Origin of the sequence: Aminobacter sp. NyZ550 (assembly GCF_025628925.2) — a bacterium.
GTDB classification, from domain to species: domain Bacteria; phylum Pseudomonadota; class Alphaproteobacteria; order Rhizobiales; family Rhizobiaceae; genus Aminobacter; species Aminobacter ciceronei.
In genome coordinates this window covers 1,354,968-1,373,780 of record NZ_CP114190.1, presented here as the reverse complement: position 1 = coordinate 1,373,780, position 18,813 = coordinate 1,354,968, and the positions used below count along the sequence as shown (strand labels likewise).

The 18,813-nt window shown below is 64.1% G+C and carries 19 protein-coding genes; 11 read left to right on the top strand and 8 right to left on the bottom strand.

Features of this window, described 5'->3' with window-relative positions:
- Window positions 1-60 precede the first annotated feature (60 nt).
- Complete coding sequence (locus N7E70_RS06805; protein ID WP_263005877.1) at window positions 61-957, top strand: IclR family transcriptional regulator; 897 nt, start codon at window positions 61-63, stop codon at window positions 955-957.
- On the opposite strand, the gene N7E70_RS06800 is transcribed toward N7E70_RS06805, so the two are convergent.
- From N7E70_RS06800 to N7E70_RS06775, 6 genes are all read right to left on the bottom strand, one after another.
- Entirely contained in the window at window positions 920-1,945 is a 1,026-nt protein-coding gene (locus tag N7E70_RS06800; RefSeq protein ID WP_263005876.1) for an ABC transporter substrate-binding protein, read from the bottom strand. The genes N7E70_RS06805 and N7E70_RS06800 overlap by 38 nt on opposite strands.
- Window positions 1,946-2,104: 159 nt before the next feature.
- Complete coding sequence (locus tag N7E70_RS06795; RefSeq protein WP_263005875.1) at window positions 2,105-2,902, bottom strand: SDR family NAD(P)-dependent oxidoreductase; 798 nt, start codon at window positions 2,900-2,902, stop codon at window positions 2,105-2,107.
- Between the two features lie 12 nt (window positions 2,903-2,914).
- A complete protein-coding gene (locus N7E70_RS06790; protein ID WP_263005874.1) occupies window positions 2,915-4,078 on the bottom strand; it encodes a thiolase C-terminal domain-containing protein in 1,164 nt (387 codons plus the stop codon).
- Window positions 4,075-4,530, bottom strand: coding sequence for a Zn-ribbon domain-containing OB-fold protein (locus N7E70_RS06785; RefSeq protein ID WP_182573737.1), 456 nt, complete (start codon window positions 4,528-4,530; stop codon window positions 4,075-4,077). The genes N7E70_RS06790 and N7E70_RS06785 overlap by 4 nt, the downstream gene beginning before the upstream one ends.
- A complete protein-coding gene (locus N7E70_RS06780) occupies window positions 4,527-6,722 on the bottom strand; it encodes a hydantoinase B/oxoprolinase family protein (protein WP_263005873.1) in 2,196 nt (731 codons plus the stop codon). Before N7E70_RS06780 ends, N7E70_RS06785 begins: the two co-directional genes overlap by 4 nt.
- Window positions 6,719-8,833: a hydantoinase/oxoprolinase family protein gene (locus N7E70_RS06775; RefSeq protein ID WP_154387251.1), complete on the bottom strand. Its 2,115-nt coding sequence runs from the start codon at window positions 8,831-8,833 to the stop codon at window positions 6,719-6,721. Before N7E70_RS06775 ends, N7E70_RS06780 begins: the two co-directional genes overlap by 4 nt.
- 343 nt (window positions 8,834-9,176) lie before the next feature.
- Here N7E70_RS06775 and N7E70_RS06770 point away from each other — a divergent pair, with 343 nt between their 5' ends.
- The 4 genes from N7E70_RS06770 to N7E70_RS06755 all read left to right on the top strand — a co-directional run bounded on the left by N7E70_RS06770 (window position 9,177) and on the right by N7E70_RS06755 (window position 12,799).
- Window positions 9,177-9,998 carry an ABC transporter ATP-binding protein gene (locus tag N7E70_RS06770; protein ID WP_263005872.1) on the top strand — a complete coding sequence of 274 codons (822 nt, stop codon included), beginning with the start codon at window positions 9,177-9,179 and terminating at the stop codon, window positions 9,996-9,998.
- Window positions 9,999-10,029: 31 nt separating this feature from the next.
- A complete protein-coding gene (locus tag N7E70_RS06765) occupies window positions 10,030-10,866 on the top strand; it encodes an ABC transporter permease (protein ID WP_067957017.1) in 837 nt (278 codons plus the stop codon).
- A gap of 139 nt (window positions 10,867-11,005) precedes the next feature.
- Entirely contained in the window at window positions 11,006-11,710 is a 705-nt protein-coding gene (locus N7E70_RS06760) for a hypothetical protein (RefSeq protein WP_263005871.1), read from the top strand.
- Window positions 11,711-11,998: 288 nt separating this feature from the next.
- On the top strand, window positions 11,999-12,799 hold the full coding sequence (locus N7E70_RS06755) for a class I SAM-dependent methyltransferase (RefSeq protein WP_067957011.1): 801 nt from the start codon (window positions 11,999-12,001) through the stop codon (window positions 12,797-12,799).
- 118 nt (window positions 12,800-12,917) lie between these two features.
- On the opposite strand, the gene N7E70_RS06750 is transcribed toward N7E70_RS06755, so the two are convergent.
- A complete protein-coding gene (locus N7E70_RS06750) occupies window positions 12,918-13,928 on the bottom strand; it encodes an NAD(P)H-quinone oxidoreductase (RefSeq protein WP_263005870.1) in 1,011 nt (336 codons plus the stop codon).
- Between the two features lie 114 nt (window positions 13,929-14,042).
- Between N7E70_RS06750 and N7E70_RS06745 the strand changes: the two genes are divergently transcribed.
- The 3 genes from N7E70_RS06745 (at window position 14,043) to N7E70_RS06735 (ending at window position 15,905) form a co-directional block, all read left to right on the top strand.
- Window positions 14,043-14,237 (top strand): DUF1192 domain-containing protein, encoded by a 195-nt coding sequence (locus N7E70_RS06745; protein WP_067966066.1) that lies wholly within the window; start codon window positions 14,043-14,045, stop codon window positions 14,235-14,237.
- Window positions 14,238-14,316: 79 nt separating this feature from the next.
- Window positions 14,317-15,558: an MFS transporter gene (locus N7E70_RS06740; protein ID WP_067957005.1), complete on the top strand. Its 1,242-nt coding sequence runs from the start codon at window positions 14,317-14,319 to the stop codon at window positions 15,556-15,558.
- Between the two features lie 83 nt (window positions 15,559-15,641).
- Window positions 15,642-15,905, top strand: coding sequence for an ArsR/SmtB family transcription factor (locus N7E70_RS06735; RefSeq protein WP_067957002.1), 264 nt, complete (start codon window positions 15,642-15,644; stop codon window positions 15,903-15,905).
- A 311-nt stretch (window positions 15,906-16,216) separates the two neighbouring features.
- On the opposite strand, the gene N7E70_RS06730 is transcribed toward N7E70_RS06735, so the two are convergent.
- Window positions 16,217-16,396 carry a YdcH family protein gene (locus tag N7E70_RS06730; protein ID WP_067956999.1) on the bottom strand — a complete coding sequence of 60 codons (180 nt, stop codon included), beginning with the start codon at window positions 16,394-16,396 and terminating at the stop codon, window positions 16,217-16,219.
- Between the two features lie 238 nt (window positions 16,397-16,634).
- On the opposite strand from N7E70_RS06730, the gene N7E70_RS06725 reads away from it, so the two are divergent.
- From N7E70_RS06725 to N7E70_RS06715, 3 genes are all read left to right on the top strand, one after another.
- A complete protein-coding gene (locus tag N7E70_RS06725) occupies window positions 16,635-16,838 on the top strand; it encodes a YdcH family protein (RefSeq protein WP_067956996.1) in 204 nt (67 codons plus the stop codon).
- A gap of 117 nt (window positions 16,839-16,955) precedes the next feature.
- On the top strand, window positions 16,956-17,420 hold the full coding sequence (purE, locus tag N7E70_RS06720; RefSeq protein WP_442866514.1) for a 5-(carboxyamino)imidazole ribonucleotide mutase: 465 nt from the start codon (window positions 16,956-16,958) through the stop codon (window positions 17,418-17,420).
- A gap of 59 nt (window positions 17,421-17,479) precedes the next feature.
- Window positions 17,480-18,499: a 5-(carboxyamino)imidazole ribonucleotide synthase gene (locus N7E70_RS06715; protein ID WP_269441463.1), complete on the top strand. Its 1,020-nt coding sequence runs from the start codon at window positions 17,480-17,482 to the stop codon at window positions 18,497-18,499.
- Window positions 18,500-18,813: the final 314 nt, after the last annotated feature.

Here is an 18,813-nt window from a genome sequence, read left to right as displayed (position 1 = left end):
TGCCAAACTGGCGGCGAAACGCTCTGTGCCGGCACGCCGGCGCAAGGAGAGGAGAGCGCCATGGGAACCGCGGCCAACACGGCGAGACGGGCGGAGTTGGGATTCGAGGAGCCCAACGAATTGCTGCGGGGCGTCACCAATGACCGCTCTGGCGGCGTGGTGAAATCCAGCCTGCGCGTGCTGTCCCTGCTCGAATACTTCCAGGCCAATCCGCGGCCGGCGCGTACGACCGAGATCAGCCGTGCGCTTGCCATTCCCAATTCCAGCGCCGACGACATTCTGAAGACGCTGGTGCGCACCGGCTACCTCGCCTTCGACCCGCGTCAGAAGGTTTACCTGCCTTCCTACCGGATCGTCACTCTGGCCAGGCGCATCGAAGGTTCCTTCTTCGGCGGCACGGCAGTCTCCGACCTGATGGACGAAGTGCATCGCCACACCGGCCTGACAGTATGGCTGTGCATGCAGAACGATCGCTGGGTCCAGTGCTCGGCGATCATCGCCGGCTCTGACTTTCACGCCGGCGTCCATGTCGAAGGCTTCACCGACTACGACTGGTCGACAGCGGCCGGCATGGCGCTTTTGTCTGGCAAGCCGCAGGAGGTGGTGGTGGAGATTGCCAAGCGCATGTTTCGCACCGAGCCGCCGGCGAGGCGCGTGGCCAGCGTCGCCACCTTGCTCGACAAGGTCAGAACGGTTCGCAAACAAGGCTATGCCACCTCCCGCGGCTTCTCGGCGGAAGGGGCGACAGCGGTGGCTGCCCCCTTCCAGTCGAAGTTCATGCGTGTTCCTGTCGCCGTCGGGCTCGTCAGCGCCGATCCCGAGGACAGTGCCGCGACGCAGGCGCTGGGATCGGCGCTGAGGCAGATCGCCGTCCGGCACCAGCGCCTCGCGGAACTGCACCGGGCCAATGACGACCTGCCTATTTCGCCGGAATGGTTATGCCCGCGGCAGCAATGAAACCCTGGTCGACGACACGGTCCTCCGGCATCAGCTCGCTGTAGGACAAGACCTCGGGAATGAGCGCATAGGTCTTCTGCAGGCGGGCGGCGAGATCCCCGGGCATGTAGAGATTGGGATCGAAGGTCAGCGACACGCCCTTTTTCAGCGTCTCCTCGGGCAGCTGCAGATCCTCGAGCATGATCTTCATGACCGCGGGGTTGGCATGGTAGTCGCCCTGCAGATAGGTGCGTGTCGTGCGCACCAGCGCCCGCATCACCGCTTCGCCGATGTCGCGCCGCTCCTTGAGCAGGCGCGGACCGAAGCTCCACGAGCCGGCGGACATTTCAGGCCCCTGGACGAAGGCCAAAGACACCTTGGATTCGTCGGCCTTCTGCCAGATGCTATCAATCAGATAGCCGAAATTGACGGCGCCGTTTTCAAGCGCCACCAGAATGTCGGCCGACGCCATGGTCTGGAACTTTACGTCCTTGAGCGACAGGCCGACCTTTTCCAGCTCGGTCTGCAGGAAGTAGGACGCCGTCGAGCCGAGGCCGATGGCGCTGGCGACCGTCTGGTCCTTGAACAGGTCGACGGTGAATTTGCGGCCGTTGAGGAAGGCGTTGTTGGCCCAGATGCCCTGCTTCGAGGCCGGCGACTGGACAAAGAGCGGGGCGACGACACGGATGTCGGCGCCGCTGGCAATGGCGTTGAAGATGGCCGCACTCGGCTGGCCGCCGAGCACGTCAGCGCGCCCCGTGGACAGGAGCACGATGCCGTCGCTCGACTTGGCGAAGGTGTATTCGATGTCGATGTTTTCCTTGTCGAACTCCCCCATCCGGTCGGCAAGCAGCATCGGTATGTAGGCCTCGACCTTGGCGGTCATGGCGACGATCACCTTCTCACGCTGCGGTAGTGGCTTCGGCGCGTCGGAGCCTTCGGCACGGGCGCCGAAGCTTGCCCCGATCACGGCGGCGGCGAGTGCCAGTTTCTTCCATAGAGATTTCATTGCTTCCTCCCTGTTGCTTCTTTTCGCCGCCGGTCCTCCACCGGTCGGCAACCTCCTGGAGCGTCGTGCGTCCGAACGGACGCAAGAGGACGCCCTGATCCATTGCCCCTGCACCTCGTGCTCTCCGGAAAGCGTTCCGGATTCGGACCGATGCGCTTGTCAGCCTGCGTCGTAGACCAGCTTCCAGCTCGACCCGGCGAGTTGCCTTATGCGCGGACCACCAAACTGGAATGCCGGGTCATCAGGCGGCTCGGCGAATGAGATGACCGCGGTATCCGGAGCCGGCGGCAGTGCTGCCCAGATCCGTCTGCCCGCCGTGTCTATGTCGACGCGATTTGGAATGTTGCGCTTGAGGCTCGCCACGCGCGGATAGAGTTCGGGATCGACTTCGGCTGCCGCGCGCAGGGCCGGCGTATCGACGCCGCCCGGCCGTACCGCCACCACCCATGGCCCTGATACACCGCGGCTTTCGCGTTCGCGGGCGACGACTTCGACCCAGTGCTCGATCGCCACCTTGGAGGCGCAGTAGGCGGCCAGGCCTTCGAGGGCTGCCACGGCGGCACCCGACGACAGCATCACCAGCCCGGCCTCATAACCGGGGCGGCAGGCCTGGAGAAACGCTTCGGCCAGCACGAAAGGGGCGGCGAGATTGGCAAGAACGGCCTTTTCGTAAGTTCCGGAGGGGACCTTGCCGACAACGCCGATGGCCTGGGAAGAATAGGCGTTGTGAATGAAGATGGCGCGTTTGCCGCGAAAGGCGGCGAGTTCGCGGATGAAATGAGCGCGGACGCGGTCCCATGAGGCGGGCTCGGTCAGGTCGAAGGTCACGCTTTCATAGTCGGGGTGCTTGCGCCGCGACAGGTTGATGATGCGGGCATTGTCGTAGGGAACGTTGCGGGCAAGCCCGAGGCCCAGCCCTTGCGTCGCGCCGCTGATCCAGATGATCGTATCGTGCATCCTTTGCCCCTCTCAGTTGCGCAGCACGACCGCTGAGGTCGGGCCGAGATCGCTGGAGCTGACAAAACAGCAGTCGGCGTTCTCGACCTGGCCGGTCGAGCTGCCGCGCATCTGCTTCACGCCTTCGGTGATCATGTTGAAACCATGCAGATAGACCTCGGAGAGGCTGCCGCCGCCGGTGTTTACCGGCAGGCGTCCACCGAGCGCGACGCCCCCATCCTCGGTGAAGGCAGCGCCTTCACCTCGCCCACAGAAGCCGTAGCCTTCGAGGGTGAAGAACACCTCCGGCGTGAAGGCGTCGTAGAACTGCGCCACCTTGATGTCGGCAGCGCGGAAGTCGCTCTGGCGCCACAGGGACTTCGCGCAGGTCGCAGCCTGCGAGCGCATCGGATCGGCCGTGAAGTAGTTGGCAAGGATGGCGCTGCCGCCATCGAACCCCTGGGCTGCGGCGTGGACGTAGACGGGCCTGTTGCGGCAATCCCTGGCGCGATCCACTGCTGTGACGACGAAGGCGATCGCGCCGTCCGTCTCGAGGCAGCAATCGAATAGGCAAAGCGGCTCGCTGATCCAGCGCGCTGCGAAATAGTCTTCGCGGCTCATCGGCTTGGCATGCATGAAGGCCTTGGGATTGCGGTTGGCATGGCTTCGGAACGCCAATGCGACATTGGCGAGATGATCGCGGGTGGCGCCGAATTCGTGCATATAGCGGGTGTACATCACGCCGACCTCGTCGACAGGCCGGATGATGCCCCAAGGTCTCAGCCAGGTGTCACGGCTGCCCTGAATGCGCTGCTCCAGTTGCGCCCAGACACGGCTTGCACGGCCGCTCCGCTTGCGCGAGCGCCAGCCGACGACCACCTTGGCCTGGCCGGTGGCAATCGCCATGGCCGCATGGCCGACGGTACCGCAGCCGCCATGTCCGCCGGCGGGCATCTGCGAATAATAGGTCACCTCCTTCATGCCGAGATCACGCGCGATGTCGTGCTGGAAGACGTTCTCCATATTGAGCGAGCAGAGGCCGTCGACCTCCGACGGCGAGATGCCGGCGTCGTCGAGCGCCGCCTTGATCGCCATGCAGGCAAGCTGCTCCTCGCTTTGCACCATGGCCTTGCCAAAGGCGGTCTCGCCAATACCGACAATCGCAGTCCGGTCCTTGAGGGAGATCATATCGCTCATGGCTTCAGGCTCTCGGAAACGCGCGGCATCCAGCGCGGCAGGGTGATGTCGTCGGAGACGGCAGCAAAGGTGACGTCGACTGGCATGCCGATGCGGATTGCCGAAACTGGTACGCTGTTGATGGCAGCGTTGGGTGCCGCAACCAGGCTGCCGACCATGCGGATATGCGGATGGTCTTCGAATTCGACGACGATCATTGGATACGGCACCACATCCTGGAAACCAGGCAGCGTCGGACCATGCGCAACACCGTACGACCAGACAGAACCTCGACCGGACGTTTCGGCCCATTCCGTCTCGGCATGGGCGCAGGCGGCGCAGAACGGATGTGGTGGAAACTGACAATGGCCGCAGGCCTTGCAGCGCTGGACGACGAGGCGACTCTCGCGTGCCGCGTCCCAGAAGCCCGCCGTGTCGGGATCGTCAGCATAGGGCAAAGGGATGGCTGTCATGGTCTTGTCTCTGTCGGAATGCGGGGAACCGGCAATTCAATCGCCTCGAGCACCGGATCGCCTGAAAGCGCGACCTGGACGTCGACCTGTCGGGCGCAACCGGGACAATAGAAATGGCGGATGCGGAAGCGTTCGCTGCCGGGATAACGGTCGGTGATGGCTGATCGCTCGCCGGCGACGGCTTCATGGACGGCAAGGGATGCGTAGATGTCCGCGCCAGCGTCGCAGATACCATGACCGCAGACGGCGCATACGACCTGCTCGCCACCGGAGACTGCGACGGCCCGGAAATGGCTGGACAGGCGACGTCCGCTGACCGGACCTTCAATCGTGCGCGGATCGCGACCGCCGAGCCGAACCTTGAGCCGTGCTTTTCGCGCGGCCTCCGACGCGTCACGGTCGATCTCTACCTGGTTGCCGTCGAGACGCAGGACCACGCCAAAGTCGCGCAATGCATTGCCCACACTGACGAGACCATCGAGCACATCCATGGCAACCGCAGCCGGATCGCGTTCGAGCGGATCGCCAAAGCCGCCGCCCCCTTGCGAGGACGTGACCAATATCTGATCCGGATAGAGCCTGGTTGCAGCATCGGGCAGCCGAAAATCAGTGGCATCCGCAAGCTCCGCCCAGCCGCTTGAAACGGCCACCGGCACGTCACAACTCATGATGGCGAAGCCGCTGGGCAAACCGGGTTCACCGCCTGCTGCGCCCATTGTCGCCGGATGCTGCAAGCCTTGCGCCATGGACAAGAGTGCGATCGATCGGTCGGTCTGGTGCGGGCGATAGGCATGCATTGCGCCGACGCCACCGCGTCGCATGCCGGGTCCGCCGGAATCGGCCAACTCGCGGCGCGTCAGATAGAGCACGGGATAGTATGCTTCGTTGGTTTCGAGGTTCGACGGCGTCGCGCCCGGCGATGTCGCCGTACCCGACGTGTCGCTCCCGTCGGCATGGACGGTGGCGCCGCCGCCGCCGCTCAGCTCATCCAGAAACAGCGTGGTGAACGGGGTGCCGTCGCGCCGGTGTCCCGAAATCGACATGCCGCCGGCGCCCGAAGACTGCGACGAGGCCATGGCCATGTGCGCATGCGCCGCCGAACCGTCCAGCAGGCGCGCGAGGCAACCGCTGACGCAGTTGCGGATCGCTTGTGCCGAGGTGCCTGTGCTCATCGCGACGCCGGCCGGCCACTCGGCATCGACGATCGAGCCCTTTCGGGTGCATATGTCGATGGTGCGCCATATGGCGCCGGGCATCCAGGGCAGGCCCTGGCAGATGTGGACGAGCACCGCCGCCATGGTGAAGTTGGCCAGCGTCGGATAGGTGGAGTTGACCGCGCCAGGAGCCTGGTCGTCGCTGGCGGTGAAGTCGAAGCTGAGCTTGTCGCTTGTCTTGGTCATGGCGAGGCGGACCGCGTAGACTTGGTTCGGCAAATAGTCGGCGCCGCAACGCTGCTCATGCTGAATGAACGAATTCTCGCGCCAAATGCCATCTGGCAGCTCAATGAGGCGGCGCCGGAAGGCTGCCTCCGTCGAAGCAAGCAGCCTGTCCATCGCGTGCACGAGACCATCGGTGCCATAGGCGGCGCAGAGTTCCAGCACCTGACGTTCGGATGCGCGGTTCGCCGCGATCTGGCCGAGCAAATCGAGCGCGTTGAGCTCGGGTGTTCGGGTGCGGGCAAGGTAGTCGCGCTCGATGTCGCGGCGGATGCTGCCTGCCTCGACGATCTTGACCGGCGGGATCGGGATCGCTTCGTCGAAGATCGAGCGGGCTGCATAGTTGAAGCCGCCGCTGACCGGCCCGCCGACATCCGGTTCGTGCACCGTCGACCCCGCCCAGGCAATCAGCCTGTCGCCGTGAAAGATCGGCGCCACCAGCGTCACATCGGGCTGATGCAGCGTCCCGAGATAGGGATCGTTGGTAAGAAACTGGTCACCGCGACCAATGCCCGGGTTTTCGCCATAGCGATCGAGGATGTCGCGAACGATAAGGTTGAGCGATGTCGACTGCACCAGAATGAACTTGCTGCACGAGATCACAGTGCCGTCGGCCGTCATGATCGCGGTGTTGAAATCACTCGCCTCGGAGGCGATCTGCGAACCCGAGACACGGACCAGCGTCTCCCCTGCATCCGCGTTGATGGCTTCAAGTCGGTGGCGGATGATTTCGAGCTCGATCGGACCGATTGTCATGCGAATTCCCCGATGCTGGGCGAAGGCGAGCGCTTGTGCACCGCAGGCACGGTCATGGTTAGGTTGCCGTCCACGTCGGTCGTCACCGTCTGGCCGGGATAGATGACTGCCGTTGTCTGGTCGGATTCGATGAAGGCAGGTCCCGATATCACGACACCCACGCCAAGCTCGGCCCACAGGAAGACCGGCGTCTCCTGCTCACGACCCCCGAACCAGGCCCGCCGTTGCCGGCTGGGCCGGAGCGCGCCGCGCATCCCCGTCGGGGCGCTGTCGGGCATGACGATCGGCATACGCGCTTCAACGACGACGGCCGCAAGTTCGATCGTGCTTTTTGCATGGGCCGAACCCCGACCAACGATCTGCTCGTAGCGGGACCGGAACGCGGCCTCGGCAGCGGCAATCTCGGCTCTACCAAGCCGTGACGACGGCACTTCGATGTCGATCCGGTGCAGCTGGCGAGAAAATTTCAGACCGATCTTGCGCCGTATCTCGACGGCACCTGCCAGGCTCGCCTCCGCCAGCCCCTCGAATTCGCCTCGGGCGCGCTGCTCAAGCCGACCGAAGGCGTCGATCTCGCCATCACGGAAGTCCTGCAGCGGCCGGGCGGGCAGCTCGATTTCATAGGAGGTCCGCATGTCGCTGGAGGCTGCCCCCCACGCGGAGAACTCCGGCGCCAGCCGCGGTATGACGATTGCCTTCACACCGATCTCGGCGGCATAGCGCCCGACATGCTGAGGTGCTGCCCCGCCATAGGCATAAAGCACGAAGTTGCGAGGATCATGGCCGCGTTGCACGCTGGCGCGGCGGACGAGATCGGCCATCTGTGCATTGGCGACGCGCAAGATCCCCTCGGCCGCCTCTTCGATTTCAAGGCCGAGCTTGCCGGCAAGCGGCGCAAGCGCCGACCGCGCAGCGTCGCGATCCAGGATGAGCGCGCCGCCGAGGTGATCGAGATGGCCCAAAACGACAGCGGCATCCGTCACTGTAGGCTGCGTGCCGCCGCGGCCGTAGCAGGCCGGGCCGGGCATCGAACCGGCGCTTTGCGGTCCGACCCGCAACACGCCGAGTTCGGGATCGGCATAGGCAATGCTGCCTCCACCCGTTCCGATAGAGGCCAGGTCTATGACGGGAACGGCCAGGCTATGCCGGTCGATGCGTGGTCGGGAAGCGGTCGGCAGGGCACCACCGACGACGAGGCCGACATCGAAGCTGGTGCCGCCGACGTCGGTGGCAAGCACGTCGACATGCCCAAGCCGCGCGCCGATCTGGCGGGCGGCCATGATGCCGCCGACGGGTCCGGATTGAAGCAGATGTATCGGGGCGTCGTGCAGCGAACTCGCGCGACGCGCGCCGCCGCCCATGGTCACGATCAGGAACAGGCCCGAAAATCCCTCATCGCGCAACGCCTCGTCGAGCGAGGTCAGGTAGTCGCCGACAAGAGGTGCGACATAGGCATTCATGGCAACGGTCGCGGTGCGCTCATATTCGCCGATACGTGGCGCGAGCTCGCTCGACAACGTCACATGCAGGCCAGGTGCCTCCTCGGCAACGAGTTCGGCGAGACGGCGCTCGTGACTGCCATTGACCGGCGACCACATCAGCGCGATGCCGATCGCCTCGGCACCGCGCGCGACCAGTTGGCGGATCGACTGCCGGGCCTGCTCTTCATCCAGCGGCACGATGATGTTGCCATCGACGTCGATGCGTTCGCGTACACCGATGATGCGGCGGCGGGGAACGAGCAGATCCGGCTTGCGCCATTTGAGCGCATTGATGCTGTCCTCGTCGGGCAGGCCGTGCACCTTGTTGGAACGCGCCATCGGCAGTGTCGCCTCAAAGCCTGAGGTCACAAGCAGGCCAACCTTGGCGCCGGCGTTGGTGAGCAGGGCATTGAGGCCAACGGTGGTGCCGTGCGACAGGATGTCGGTCACCTCGAGGATTTCGCGCAGGCTCTTGCCAAGCGAGCGGGAGGCGACAGCAAGCGAGGCGATCACACCTTCCATCAGGCGGCCGTGCGTCGTCAGTGCCTTGCCGACCCCGATCCTGCCGTCGCCGGTAAGAATGACCGTATCGGTAAAGGTGCCGCCAGTGTCGATGCCGACGATCTGCATATGCAAACTCGCAAATCACTCTTCAGGTCGCAGTCCACCGTCCGTCGAACGCATGGCGCTCGCCGTTGGTGGCCTGCCGTGAACGCCGGAAATCCGGCACGGAATTGAAACAATCCTGCGGGGAACGAAAGCCGCCGCCGCTCTCCAAGGCGGCAACGATTTCCGCCACTTGAGACACGTCGATTAGGCGTCGAACGGAACAAGCTGTCAAACGCAACCGGCACTTTTCCGGCTATCCGGAAAATCTGCGGAAGCGATTGTTTTGATTTCGCCTATCGGCCTAGCCTCCCGTCCGCGGATGCCCTTGGCGCTCGCTGGATTGCACTTCCTCACGGAGCGACAGATGAACTCATTGCGCAGAACCGACATATCAGCTGCCATGCCATTGGTCGCCGAGGCCCCTGCCAAGATAGAAGTGCGAGGGGTGCGCAAGCGTTATGACGCCAACGGCAATGTCGAAGCGCTTGCCGGTGTCGATCTCAAGGTGAGGAGTGGCGAGTTTGTCTGCCTCGTCGGTCCGTCGGGTTGCGGCAAGTCGACGGTACTCAGGATGATTGCCGGCCTGCACAGGCCGAGCGAGGGCGAGGTCCTCGTCCATGCCAGTGGCACGCGCGCGGTTCCCACCGCCATGGTGTTCCAGAGTTACAATGTGTTTCCGTGGAAGACGATCCAGGCCAATGTCCGCTTCGGTCTGGAGATGACAGGCATGTCTGGCGCCGAGGCCGACAGGCGCGCGACGGCCTGGCTCGGCAAGATGGGCCTCGCCGACTTCGCCAATGCATATCCGCCGGCTCTTTCCGGCGGCATGTTGCAACGTGTCGCCATCGCTCGCGCCATGGCGGTCGAGCCTGAAATCCTTCTGATGGATGAACCTTTCGCCGCGCTCGACGCCCAGCACCGTCGCATCCTGCAGGACGAGTTGCTGACGCTCTGGCAAGAAGACAGACGCACAGTCGTCTTCGTCACCCACAGCCTTGAAGAAGCGTTGCTGCTCGGCGACCGGGTCGTGGTGATGTCGGCGCGGCCAGGTCGCATCATCGCCGAATTCGAGGTGCCTTTCGCCCGACCACGCGCGCCGGAAATCCGCGGAGAGCCCATGTTCGCCAAGCTCGAGCAGGAAATCTGGAACCTGCTGCGAGAGCAGGTCGGCAAGCACGCTGCCTGAAACAGACATCGACGCGGAGGAGGCGACGAGCATGGAAAAGACCATCGCTATCAGACCGGGCGAAGCCGAGCGCGACCCACGTGGTTATGCGCTGCGGGCGCGAAGGCAGGAAAAGGTGCTGGCGATGGCGACGCCCGTCGTGTTCTTCATCCTGTGGGAGATCTGCGCCCGCGCCGGCCTTCTCGATTCGCGCTTTTTTCCCGCCCCGAGCGCGATCTTCCTGTCAGCGGTCGAAATGCTGCGCACAGGAATGCTGCAGCAGGATGTGATCGCGAGTGCTCTGCGTGTACTCGCCGGCTTCGCCATCGGCGTCACATCAGGCCTTGGCGCCGCCCTGTTGCTCGGCCTGTCACGCCTGACACGCGCCGCGCTGGAGCCGTTCCTTACCGCGCTCTACACGGTGCCAAAGCTCGCCCTGCTGCCGTTGCTGCTGCTGATCTTCGGACTTGGCGAACTGCCGAGCGTGCTGCTTGTCGGCATGACCGTGTTCTTCCTGGTCTGGATCCAGTGCATGGAGGCAGTGCTTGCCATCCCCGAGAACTATCACGAGGCCGCCCGCTCCTTCGGCGCCAAGGGCTGGAATATGTTCAGGCACGTCACCTGGCCGGCACTTTTGCCACAGCTGTTCATTTCCATGCGCATCGCCATCGGCACGGCGGTGCTGGTCATCGTCGGCGTCGAGTTCGTCCAGGCAAGCCAGGGCATAGGCTATCGCATCTGGCATTCGTGGTCGCTGTTTCAGGCCAACCGGATGTATGTCGGTATCTGCACCGTAGCCCTCATGGGTTTCCTGTTCAGCTCGCTGGTCCGCTGGCTCGGACGGTTGATGCTGCCCTGGACGGCGTCCTCGACCAAAGGATCCCGCTAGATCCAACGCAGCATCCGAACTGCCCCGAAATGCGATAGCGCGCTTCGGGGGCGTTCGGCGAGATGGGCATCATTCTTCGTCTGCCCTTGTAGTGCCACCCGGCAGGGCGTGGCAGCTAGCTGACCTTTGGGAGGCCCGAATGAATTCCAAGATCTATATCCACGAATATATCGACATCATCGGCGCCAACCGGGCTAACTACTTCAAACACATGACGACCGACTGGGGTCGGCACAGTGCCGAACGCCTTCAAAAATGCTTCGGCGTCTGGGGGACGCTCGGCAGCACGGGCCGTTGGCCACAAGTGGTGAACCTGTGGGAGTACGAAGACTGGGACAGCCTGGCTGCCAGTTTCGCGCATGAGACCGGCACGGACACGATGCAGGACAAGGCGCTTGAGATGTGGTGGCTCACGGCTCAAGATTACCGCAGCGGGGGCCTCGACCGATTGTTGATCGCAGCCCCTTACTCACCCGACATAGAGCAACTTTGTGCCGACGGCAGTGTGGTCGGCGCCAAGGTATTCCTGCACGAGACAGTCAATATCAAGCCAGGCCTGGCGCAGGATTATTTGCGGCTGGTGTCGGAGCATTGGCTTGGCCAGGCAATGGAATTGGGGCTGCAGCTTGTCGGCGCCTTTCGCACCGCCATGCGCAATGATTCCGAGGTGGTGCTTATCTGGGCCATGCGGGATTGGAGCGACTGGGCTCGCGTCGGCATGGCCGAAGACGGCGAGCCTTTCCGCACATGGCGCGCCAGGACCGAAGACATTGCGATCGACTGGGTCGGCCACCTGATGTGTTCGGCACCTGCCTCTCCACTCAAGACTGGAGTCCAGCCCTAGCAGGCGGGACGCGCGACATTCCAGCGCCACTGCGCGCTTGCCGCGTCGGCGGGATCACTCCTAGTCTACAAAATGCTGTTGGCTTTGAACTATCGCAATGGCTGCTTTCCGGACCGACCCAGTGGTGTGCCAAGGCTGTCAGCCGATGACAGGAAATTGCAGCGTCTGCCTGAACGGCGGGAATGGGCGCAGGTCATTCACGAGCTAGCCTGTGTGGATCAGTCGACAGTCTTTCTTCCCATCTCTTTCGCGGCGGCTTACCATGCCTTTTTGGCATAGGAGGCTTCGATGACATCAAGCTTCAACGTGCAGGATGCGGCCGGCTATGAGCAGTTGATGGGCCGCTGGAGCCAGAAACTCGCAATCCCCTTCATCGACTTTGCCGGCCTCGCCGATGGCGAGAAAGTGCTCGACGTCGGCTGCGGTACCGGCAGCCTGACCTTCGTGCTGGCCAAGGCGGCAAATCTCGGGGAAATCGCGGCCATCGACTTCTCGCCGGTCTTTGTCGCAGCGGCTCAGGCGCGCAATACGGACCCGCGCATAAAGATCAGCCAGGCCGATGCCTGCGCCCTGCCCTTCCCGGACAAAAGCTTCGACCGAACGCTCGCGCTTTTGGTGCTGCATTTCGTGCCCGAGGCGCCCAAAGCGATCGCGGAAATGGCCAGGGTAACGCGGCCAGGCGGGGTGGTCGCAGCCACGGTGTGGGATCATTGTGGTGGCATGCCCGGCATGCGCATGGTCGTCGATTCGCTGGCAGCGCTGGGCGAAGCTGGCCGGCAACTGCGCGCCCGCTATTGTTTCCAGCCGATGATGCAGCCGGGCGAGATGAAAGCCGCCTTCGTCGCACAAGGACTGTCACGCGTCGAGGAATCCCAGCTTTTGCTGCGTATGGATTATGCAGATTTCAACGATCTCTGGGTGCCCATCGGCTCAGGAGAAGGTCCGATCGGCAAATTTGTCGCCACGCTCGACCAGGCGGACAAGGCGCGCGCCGAGGCTGCCGCGCGCGATGCCTACGAGGCCGGCCGGCCCGACGGCCCGCGCTCCTTTGCCAACATCGCCTGGGCCGTGCGCGGCATCGTTGCCTGAGGCCCCGCCCATGCTTGGCGATGAGCTTCTGGTCCGGGCGCGGTAAAGGGCTTCCTTGGAAGCGCCGGGGAGAAGATCCCCACCCCGGCCCTCCCACAAAGGCGAGGCAGAAGGTCCCTCAGCCCACATCCAGCACGATCTTGCCAATGTGTTCGCCCTCTTCCATGCGCTCATGCGCCCGCCAGGCTTCGCGCAGCGGGAAGATCATGTCCATGACAGGCGCCACGCGGCGGACGGCCAGCAGCGGCCACACCTGGGCTTCGAGTGCTGCGGCGATGCTGGCCTTGAACTCGGTCGTGCGCGGCCTGAGCGTCGAGCCGGTATGGGTCAGCCTTTTGACCATCAGCTTGGAGAAATCGGCGCTCGCCACCGCCCCGCCTTGCGTCGCGATCTGGACGATGCGGCCGTCGACGGCGGCAGCATTGTAGTTGCGGCCGACATAGTCGCCACCAACCATGTCGAGAATGACGTCAGCACCCTTGCCGCCGGTGGCGTCCTTCACCGCCTCGACGAAGTCTTCTTTGCGGTAGTTGATCGCCCGATCGGCTCCGAGCTTGAGGCAGGCAGCGCATTTATCCTCGGAACCGGCAGTGACGATGACATAAGCGCCAAAGGCCGAGGCGAGTTGGATCGCCGTAGTGCCGATGCCCGACGAGCCGCCATGGATCAAAAGCGTCTCGCCGGCCTTGAGCGCGCCGCGCTCAAATACGTTGTGCCAGACGGTGAAGAAGGTTTCGGGCACGGCCGCAGCTTCGGTGAAGGTGAAGCCTGTAGGCATGGGAAGCGCGTTGGTTTCGGGCACCCTGGCATATTCGGCATAACCGCCGCCCGGCGTCAGCGCGCAGACCGCGTCGCCGATGCGCCAGCGCTTGGCACCCTCGCCAAGTGCTGCCACCTCGCCCGACACTTCGAGCCCGGGCAGGTCGGAGGCGCCCGGCGGCGCGGGGTAAGCGCCCTTGCGCTGCAACACGTCGGGCCGGTTGACGCCGGCCGCATGCACACGGATCAGGATCTCGCCCTCGCCAAGTTCCGGCAAGTCGCGCTTCTCGGCCTTGAGCACGCGCGGCCCGCCCGGCTGCGAAATCGCCACCGCGAGCATCTTGGCTGGAAGTTTGGCAACATTGGCCATGTCTTTTCGGTCTCCGCTGGTCCGGTATGCCCCGGACTTTACATGTGTTTGACCGCACTATGTATTCTGATTGGCAAATCAGGCAAACGCCTGTCCGAGATGGAGGCAAGCGAGATGGCGCTGTTCGACGACGAGCCGATCAAGAAGAAACCGGTCCACGAGATCGGCCAGGATCTGTCGCTGCTTTCGGTCGGTGAGCTCAACGAGCGCATCGCGGCCCTGCGCGCCGAGATCCGCCGGCTCGAGGCCGAGCTCACCGTCAAGGGCTCGACCAAGTCGGCCGCCGAGGCGCTGTTCAAGCGCGGCTGAAACGCGCGCCGCCACCGATATGCCCCAAACGGGTTATCATCAGGTGCCAGTGCCTAATTGATTCGTGGTGGGACACCAGATGCTCGCAACCTACCGGCCGATCCTGTCGTTGCTCCGCGGCACAGCCTTCCTGCTCGCAGCATCGGGCCTGCATGGCCTGCTTTTGCCCCTGCGCGGCCAGGAAGAAGGTTTTTCCACCACCGCACTTGGCCTGATGGGCACCGCCTGGGCCGGTGGTTTTGTTGCCGGCTGCTATTTTGCCCCGCGTGTCGTCCGCCGCGCCGGCCATGTCCGCGCCTTCGGCACCTTTGCCGCATCCGCCGCCATCATCGCGCTGCTCACCGGCCTGATCGTCAACGAATATGTCTGGATCCTGCTGCGCGCCTTTACCGGCTTCGCCATGGCTGGCGCCTTCATGGTCATCGAGAGCTGGCTCAACGAGCGCGCCACCAACGAGAACCGTGGTACCGTCTTCGGCCTCTACATGATGGTCACCTACGCCTCGATCATGGCCGGCCAGATGATGGTCGCCGGCGGTGACGTCACCAGCGCCTCGCTGTTCATGGTGACAGGCATCCTGTTTTGCCTGTCGCTGATCCCGACTGCGGTCTCGAGTGCCGCCCACCCCAAGCCGCTGCAGGACGTCTCGCTCGACATCAAGGGCCTCTACGCAAACTCCCCGGTCGCCTCGGTGGCCTGCTTCCTCATCGGCGTCGCCAATGGCGACTGGGGCACGCTTGGCGCGGTCTATGGCGCGCGCGTCGGCATCTCGACGCCCGAAATCGCGCTGATGATGAGCCTCGTGGTCGTCGCCGGTGCCGCACTGCAGATCCCGATCGGCAAGGTCTCCGATCGCACCGACCGCCGCTATGTGCTGATCGGCGCCTCGCTCGCTTCGGCGGTCGCCGCCGTGCTGATCTTCCTGGTGGCGCCGCGCTCAGGCGCCTTCGTCATCGCCATGACCGCCTGCTACGGCGCCTTTGCCTACACGCTTTATTCGCTGGCGGTGGCACATGCCAACGACCACGCCAAGCCTGAGGATTTCGTCAAGGTTTCGGGCGGGCTGCTGCTGCTCTACGGCTTCGGCACCATGGTCGGGCCGCTGCTTGGCGCCGGCCTGATGGATTACATGCGGCCGGAAGCGCTTTTCCTCGCGACAGCTGCCGCGCATTTCATGCTCGCCGGCTACACCGCGCTGCGCATCAAGCGGCGTGCGCCGGTGCCGATCGAGGATCGCGAGGCCTTCAAGACTCAGCCGGCCGACCGCAGCGCGACGCCGGAATCGCTGCGCCTCGACCCCAGGCACGAGGACGCCGCCTGACAGCAAGGTGGTGCGACGAGACGCCAGTACGGCGATTGCGACCGGTAGTTGAGATTTCGCCGATGTTGCGGCACAAATGAGCCATGACAACTGACGCGCCCTTCCTCGCCATATCGGATGCCAACCGGCGCCATCTGCTGGAAGAATTGCGGCGTGGCCCCAAGACCGTCAGCGAACTTGCCGCCGGCCTGCCGGTTTCACGCCCGGCGGTGTCACAACACCTCAAGGTCCTGCTCGACGCCGGCCTTGTCAGCGCCCGCGCCGAAGGCACGCGCCGGGTCTATGCGGTCAGCGTTGCCGGCTTCCGCAAGCTCAACATCTGGCTGGACCAGTTCTGGGACGCCTGAGGCTTTGTCCGGTGCCGCCTCGGAGGCGGTCATGCCCAGGAGGATGGATGCGCCAGTCCTATGCCGGACAATAACACGACGTGCCAATGATGTGGCTGATCACGGCAATCGCCTGGCGGCAGCGCCGGCTCAACCACCGATACGCACGAGCATCCCGCTGCGGATGCGCTGTTCCGGTCATGCGATGATTTGGCTGATAAAGATCACCCTGATCCGGCGGCGATGTTGCTTCGCCGCCGGCTGTCGGGCCCTTGCCGAAAATCAGGGCCTTGCTGGAGACCTCGTGCCTGAGCCTAGTGCTGTGACTGAGCCTAGTGCTGCGTCGGGTCACCTTTCAGCTTTTCAATCTCGTCCTTGAGAGCCAGCTTGCGACGCTTCAGCGCTACGATTTGCAGGTCGTCCATGGATGGATGATTCATTGCTTCGCCGAGCTGGCGCTCGACGTCACCATGTTTGCGCTGGAGTTCTTCAAGATGGGAAGCAAGAGACATGATTGGTTCTCCCTTTCATGGTTTCCTCGATGCTCCGGGCACAGCCCTGCCCACCGCAGACAGTGCTCTGTGACGGAACCATGACAGTCTGCCATCCCCCGTCGGCGATGTCGAATAAAGTGTGGTAGCATTTCCTGACAGCGTGAAATGTGATAAGGGCTTCGCGCCGGTGACAAGGAGTCGCCGACCCCGCCTTAGGAGCGCCCCGGGTGCGCCAGTGAGTTTGCAGACGGTAGACATGTCGGAACAGGAACAAGCCGAGATTCGTCTCGAGTTTGCACGCTTGAAGCAGGACCATGCGGATTTTGATGCCGCAATCAACGCGATGATCGCGATGGGCTGCGATACGTTGCAGATCCAGCGGATGAAGAAGAAGAAGCTGGTCCTCAAGGACAAGATCAGCCAGATCGAAGACCGCATCATCCCCGACATCATCGCCTGAGAAACCGCCATTTTCGGACGGCCTTTGGTTGCGATGGCCATGCATTTCGGTTAAGCGCAGGCTTATCAAGCAGGGGTGCCGCGCGTGAGCAAAGACAGGGTCGACGTCGCCATCATCATGGGGAGCCAGTCCGACTGGGCGACCATGCGCCATGCCGCCGAATTGCTCGACGTGCTTGGCATCGCCTTTGAGGCACGCATCGTCTCGGCCCACCGCACACCCGACCGTCTTTACGACTTCGCCAAGGGCGCCAAGGCAGCAGGCTTCCGCGTCATCATCGCCGGCGCCGGCGGTGCGGCCCATCTTCCCGGCATGACTGCAGCCATGACCTCTCTGCCGGTGTTCGGCGTGCCGGTCGAATCGAAGGCCTTGTCGGGCCAGGATTCGCTGCTTTCCATCGTCCAGATGCCGGCCGGCATCCCCGTCGGCACGCTTGCCATCGGCAAGGCCGGTGCCGCCAACGCGGCACTGCTTGCCGCGGCCGTGCTTGCCCTGTCCGACGACGCGCTCGCCGCAAGGCTCGACGAATGGCGCGCTGCCCAGACCGCACGGGTCGCCGAACAGCCGACGGACGACGCGTGAGCGCGCCCCTTCCCCTCGGCGCCACCATCGGCATCATCGGCGGCGGCCAGCTCGGCCGCATGCTGGCCATGGCAGCGGCTCGCCTCGGCTACCGGACGATCGTTCTGGAGCCCCAGGCCGACTGCCCGGCAGCCCAGGTCGGCAATCGCCAGATCGTCGCCGCCTATGACGACCCCGCCGCTCTCGACGAACTGGCGCGCGCAAGTGCTGTCGTCACCTATGAATTCGAAAACGTGCCGGTCGTCGCTGCCGAACGGCTGGGCCGCACGATCGCCGTCCACCCGCCAGCACGCGCCCTCGAGGTTGCCCAGGACCGGCTCGTCGAAAAGACATTCCTGAACGGGATCGGGATATCCACAGCCGGCTTCCGGCCTGTGGACAACGATGCCGAGCTGGCGGAGGCGCTGAAGGCCTTCGATGGCAGCGGCGTGCTGAAGACCTGCCGCATGGGTTATGACGGCAAGGGCCAGATGGTCTTCCGCAACATGACGACAGGCGGCTTCGACGGCGCCTGCGCCTCGCTCGGCAATGTGCCGCTGGTGCTCGAATCCTTCGTTGCCTTCGAGCGCGAAATCTCGATCATCGCGGCGCGCGGCACCGATGGCAGCATCGCCGTCTTCGACCCGGCCGAGAACGTGCACCGCAACGGCATTCTGGCGACCTCGACGCTGCCGGCCACGATCGGCAGCGAAACAGCCATGGCAGCACGTGACGCGGCACGCAAGATCCTCACGGCACTCGATTATGTCGGCGTCATCGGCGTCGAGTTCTTTGTCCTTGCCGACGGCTCGCTATTGGTCAACGAGATGGCGCCGCGGGTACACAATTCAGGCCATTGGACCGAGGCGGCCTGCGTGGTCTCGCAGTTCGAGCAGCACATCCGCGCCGTCGCCGGCCTGCCGCTCGGCGACGCCAACCGCCACTCCGACTGCATCATGGAAAACCTGATCGGCGACGACATCGAAAGGGTGCCGGCCCTGCTGGCCGAGCCCGACGTCGCTGTGCATCTCTACGGCAAGGCCGAGGCCCGCCCCGGCCGCAAGATGGGCCATTTCACCCGGCTGTTGCCGCGCCGCTAAAAGACAGCCGCCAGCAATGGGCTGACTGCACCTGTGGCTGCGCCGGCTCGTCGTGCCGCCAAACTCACGCAGCAGGCCTTTGCATCGAACCGAAGAAGCCGATGATGCGCGTTATGCGCTTCTGGTCGCCATCGACAAAGGCGATGTCGAGGCCCTCGGGCGGCGATGTCCCGTCCGGCATCACCAATTTCCAGGCGAAGCGCGCCACGCCATGATGAAATGTCCACGTTGCTGGTGCGCAGAATCCGGGCTCCGGGGTGCCTGGCCTGTATTCCCTCGATATGCGCGAGCAGTTCCTCCGCAGCCTCGGCATG

Excerpts from the sequence above, each read along its gene's own strand:
- N7E70_RS06805 (WP_263005877.1), top strand. The coding sequence starts at position 61 with ATGGGAACCGCGGCCAACACGGCGAGACGGGCGGAGTTGGGATTCGAG.
- N7E70_RS06800 (WP_263005876.1), bottom strand. The coding sequence starts at position 1,945 with ATGAAATCTCTATGGAAGAAACTGGCACTCGCCGCCGCCGTGATCGGG.
- N7E70_RS06795 (WP_263005875.1), bottom strand. The coding sequence starts at position 2,902 with ATGCACGATACGATCATCTGGATCAGCGGCGCGACGCAAGGGCTGGGC.
- N7E70_RS06790 (WP_263005874.1), bottom strand. The coding sequence starts at position 4,078 with ATGAGCGATATGATCTCCCTCAAGGACCGGACTGCGATTGTCGGTATT.
- N7E70_RS06785 (WP_182573737.1), bottom strand. The coding sequence starts at position 4,530 with ATGACAGCCATCCCTTTGCCCTATGCTGACGATCCCGACACGGCGGGC.
- N7E70_RS06780 (WP_263005873.1), bottom strand. The coding sequence starts at position 6,722 with ATGACAATCGGTCCGATCGAGCTCGAAATCATCCGCCACCGACTTGAA.
- N7E70_RS06775 (WP_154387251.1), bottom strand. The coding sequence starts at position 8,833 with ATGCAGATCGTCGGCATCGACACTGGCGGCACCTTTACCGATACGGTC.
- N7E70_RS06770 (WP_263005872.1), top strand. The coding sequence starts at position 9,177 with ATGAACTCATTGCGCAGAACCGACATATCAGCTGCCATGCCATTGGTC.
- N7E70_RS06765 (WP_067957017.1), top strand. The coding sequence starts at position 10,030 with ATGGAAAAGACCATCGCTATCAGACCGGGCGAAGCCGAGCGCGACCCA.
- N7E70_RS06760 (WP_263005871.1), top strand. The coding sequence starts at position 11,006 with ATGAATTCCAAGATCTATATCCACGAATATATCGACATCATCGGCGCC.
- N7E70_RS06755 (WP_067957011.1), top strand. The coding sequence starts at position 11,999 with ATGACATCAAGCTTCAACGTGCAGGATGCGGCCGGCTATGAGCAGTTG.
- N7E70_RS06750 (WP_263005870.1), bottom strand. The coding sequence starts at position 13,928 with ATGGCCAATGTTGCCAAACTTCCAGCCAAGATGCTCGCGGTGGCGATT.
- N7E70_RS06745 (WP_067966066.1), top strand. The coding sequence starts at position 14,043 with ATGGCGCTGTTCGACGACGAGCCGATCAAGAAGAAACCGGTCCACGAG.
- N7E70_RS06740 (WP_067957005.1), top strand. The coding sequence starts at position 14,317 with ATGCTCGCAACCTACCGGCCGATCCTGTCGTTGCTCCGCGGCACAGCC.
- N7E70_RS06735 (WP_067957002.1), top strand. The coding sequence starts at position 15,642 with ATGACAACTGACGCGCCCTTCCTCGCCATATCGGATGCCAACCGGCGC.
- N7E70_RS06730 (WP_067956999.1), bottom strand. The coding sequence starts at position 16,396 with ATGTCTCTTGCTTCCCATCTTGAAGAACTCCAGCGCAAACATGGTGAC.
- N7E70_RS06725 (WP_067956996.1), top strand. The coding sequence starts at position 16,635 with ATGTCGGAACAGGAACAAGCCGAGATTCGTCTCGAGTTTGCACGCTTG.
- purE (WP_442866514.1), top strand. The coding sequence starts at position 16,956 with ATGGGGAGCCAGTCCGACTGGGCGACCATGCGCCATGCCGCCGAATTG.
- N7E70_RS06715 (WP_269441463.1), top strand. The coding sequence starts at position 17,480 with ATGCTGGCCATGGCAGCGGCTCGCCTCGGCTACCGGACGATCGTTCTG.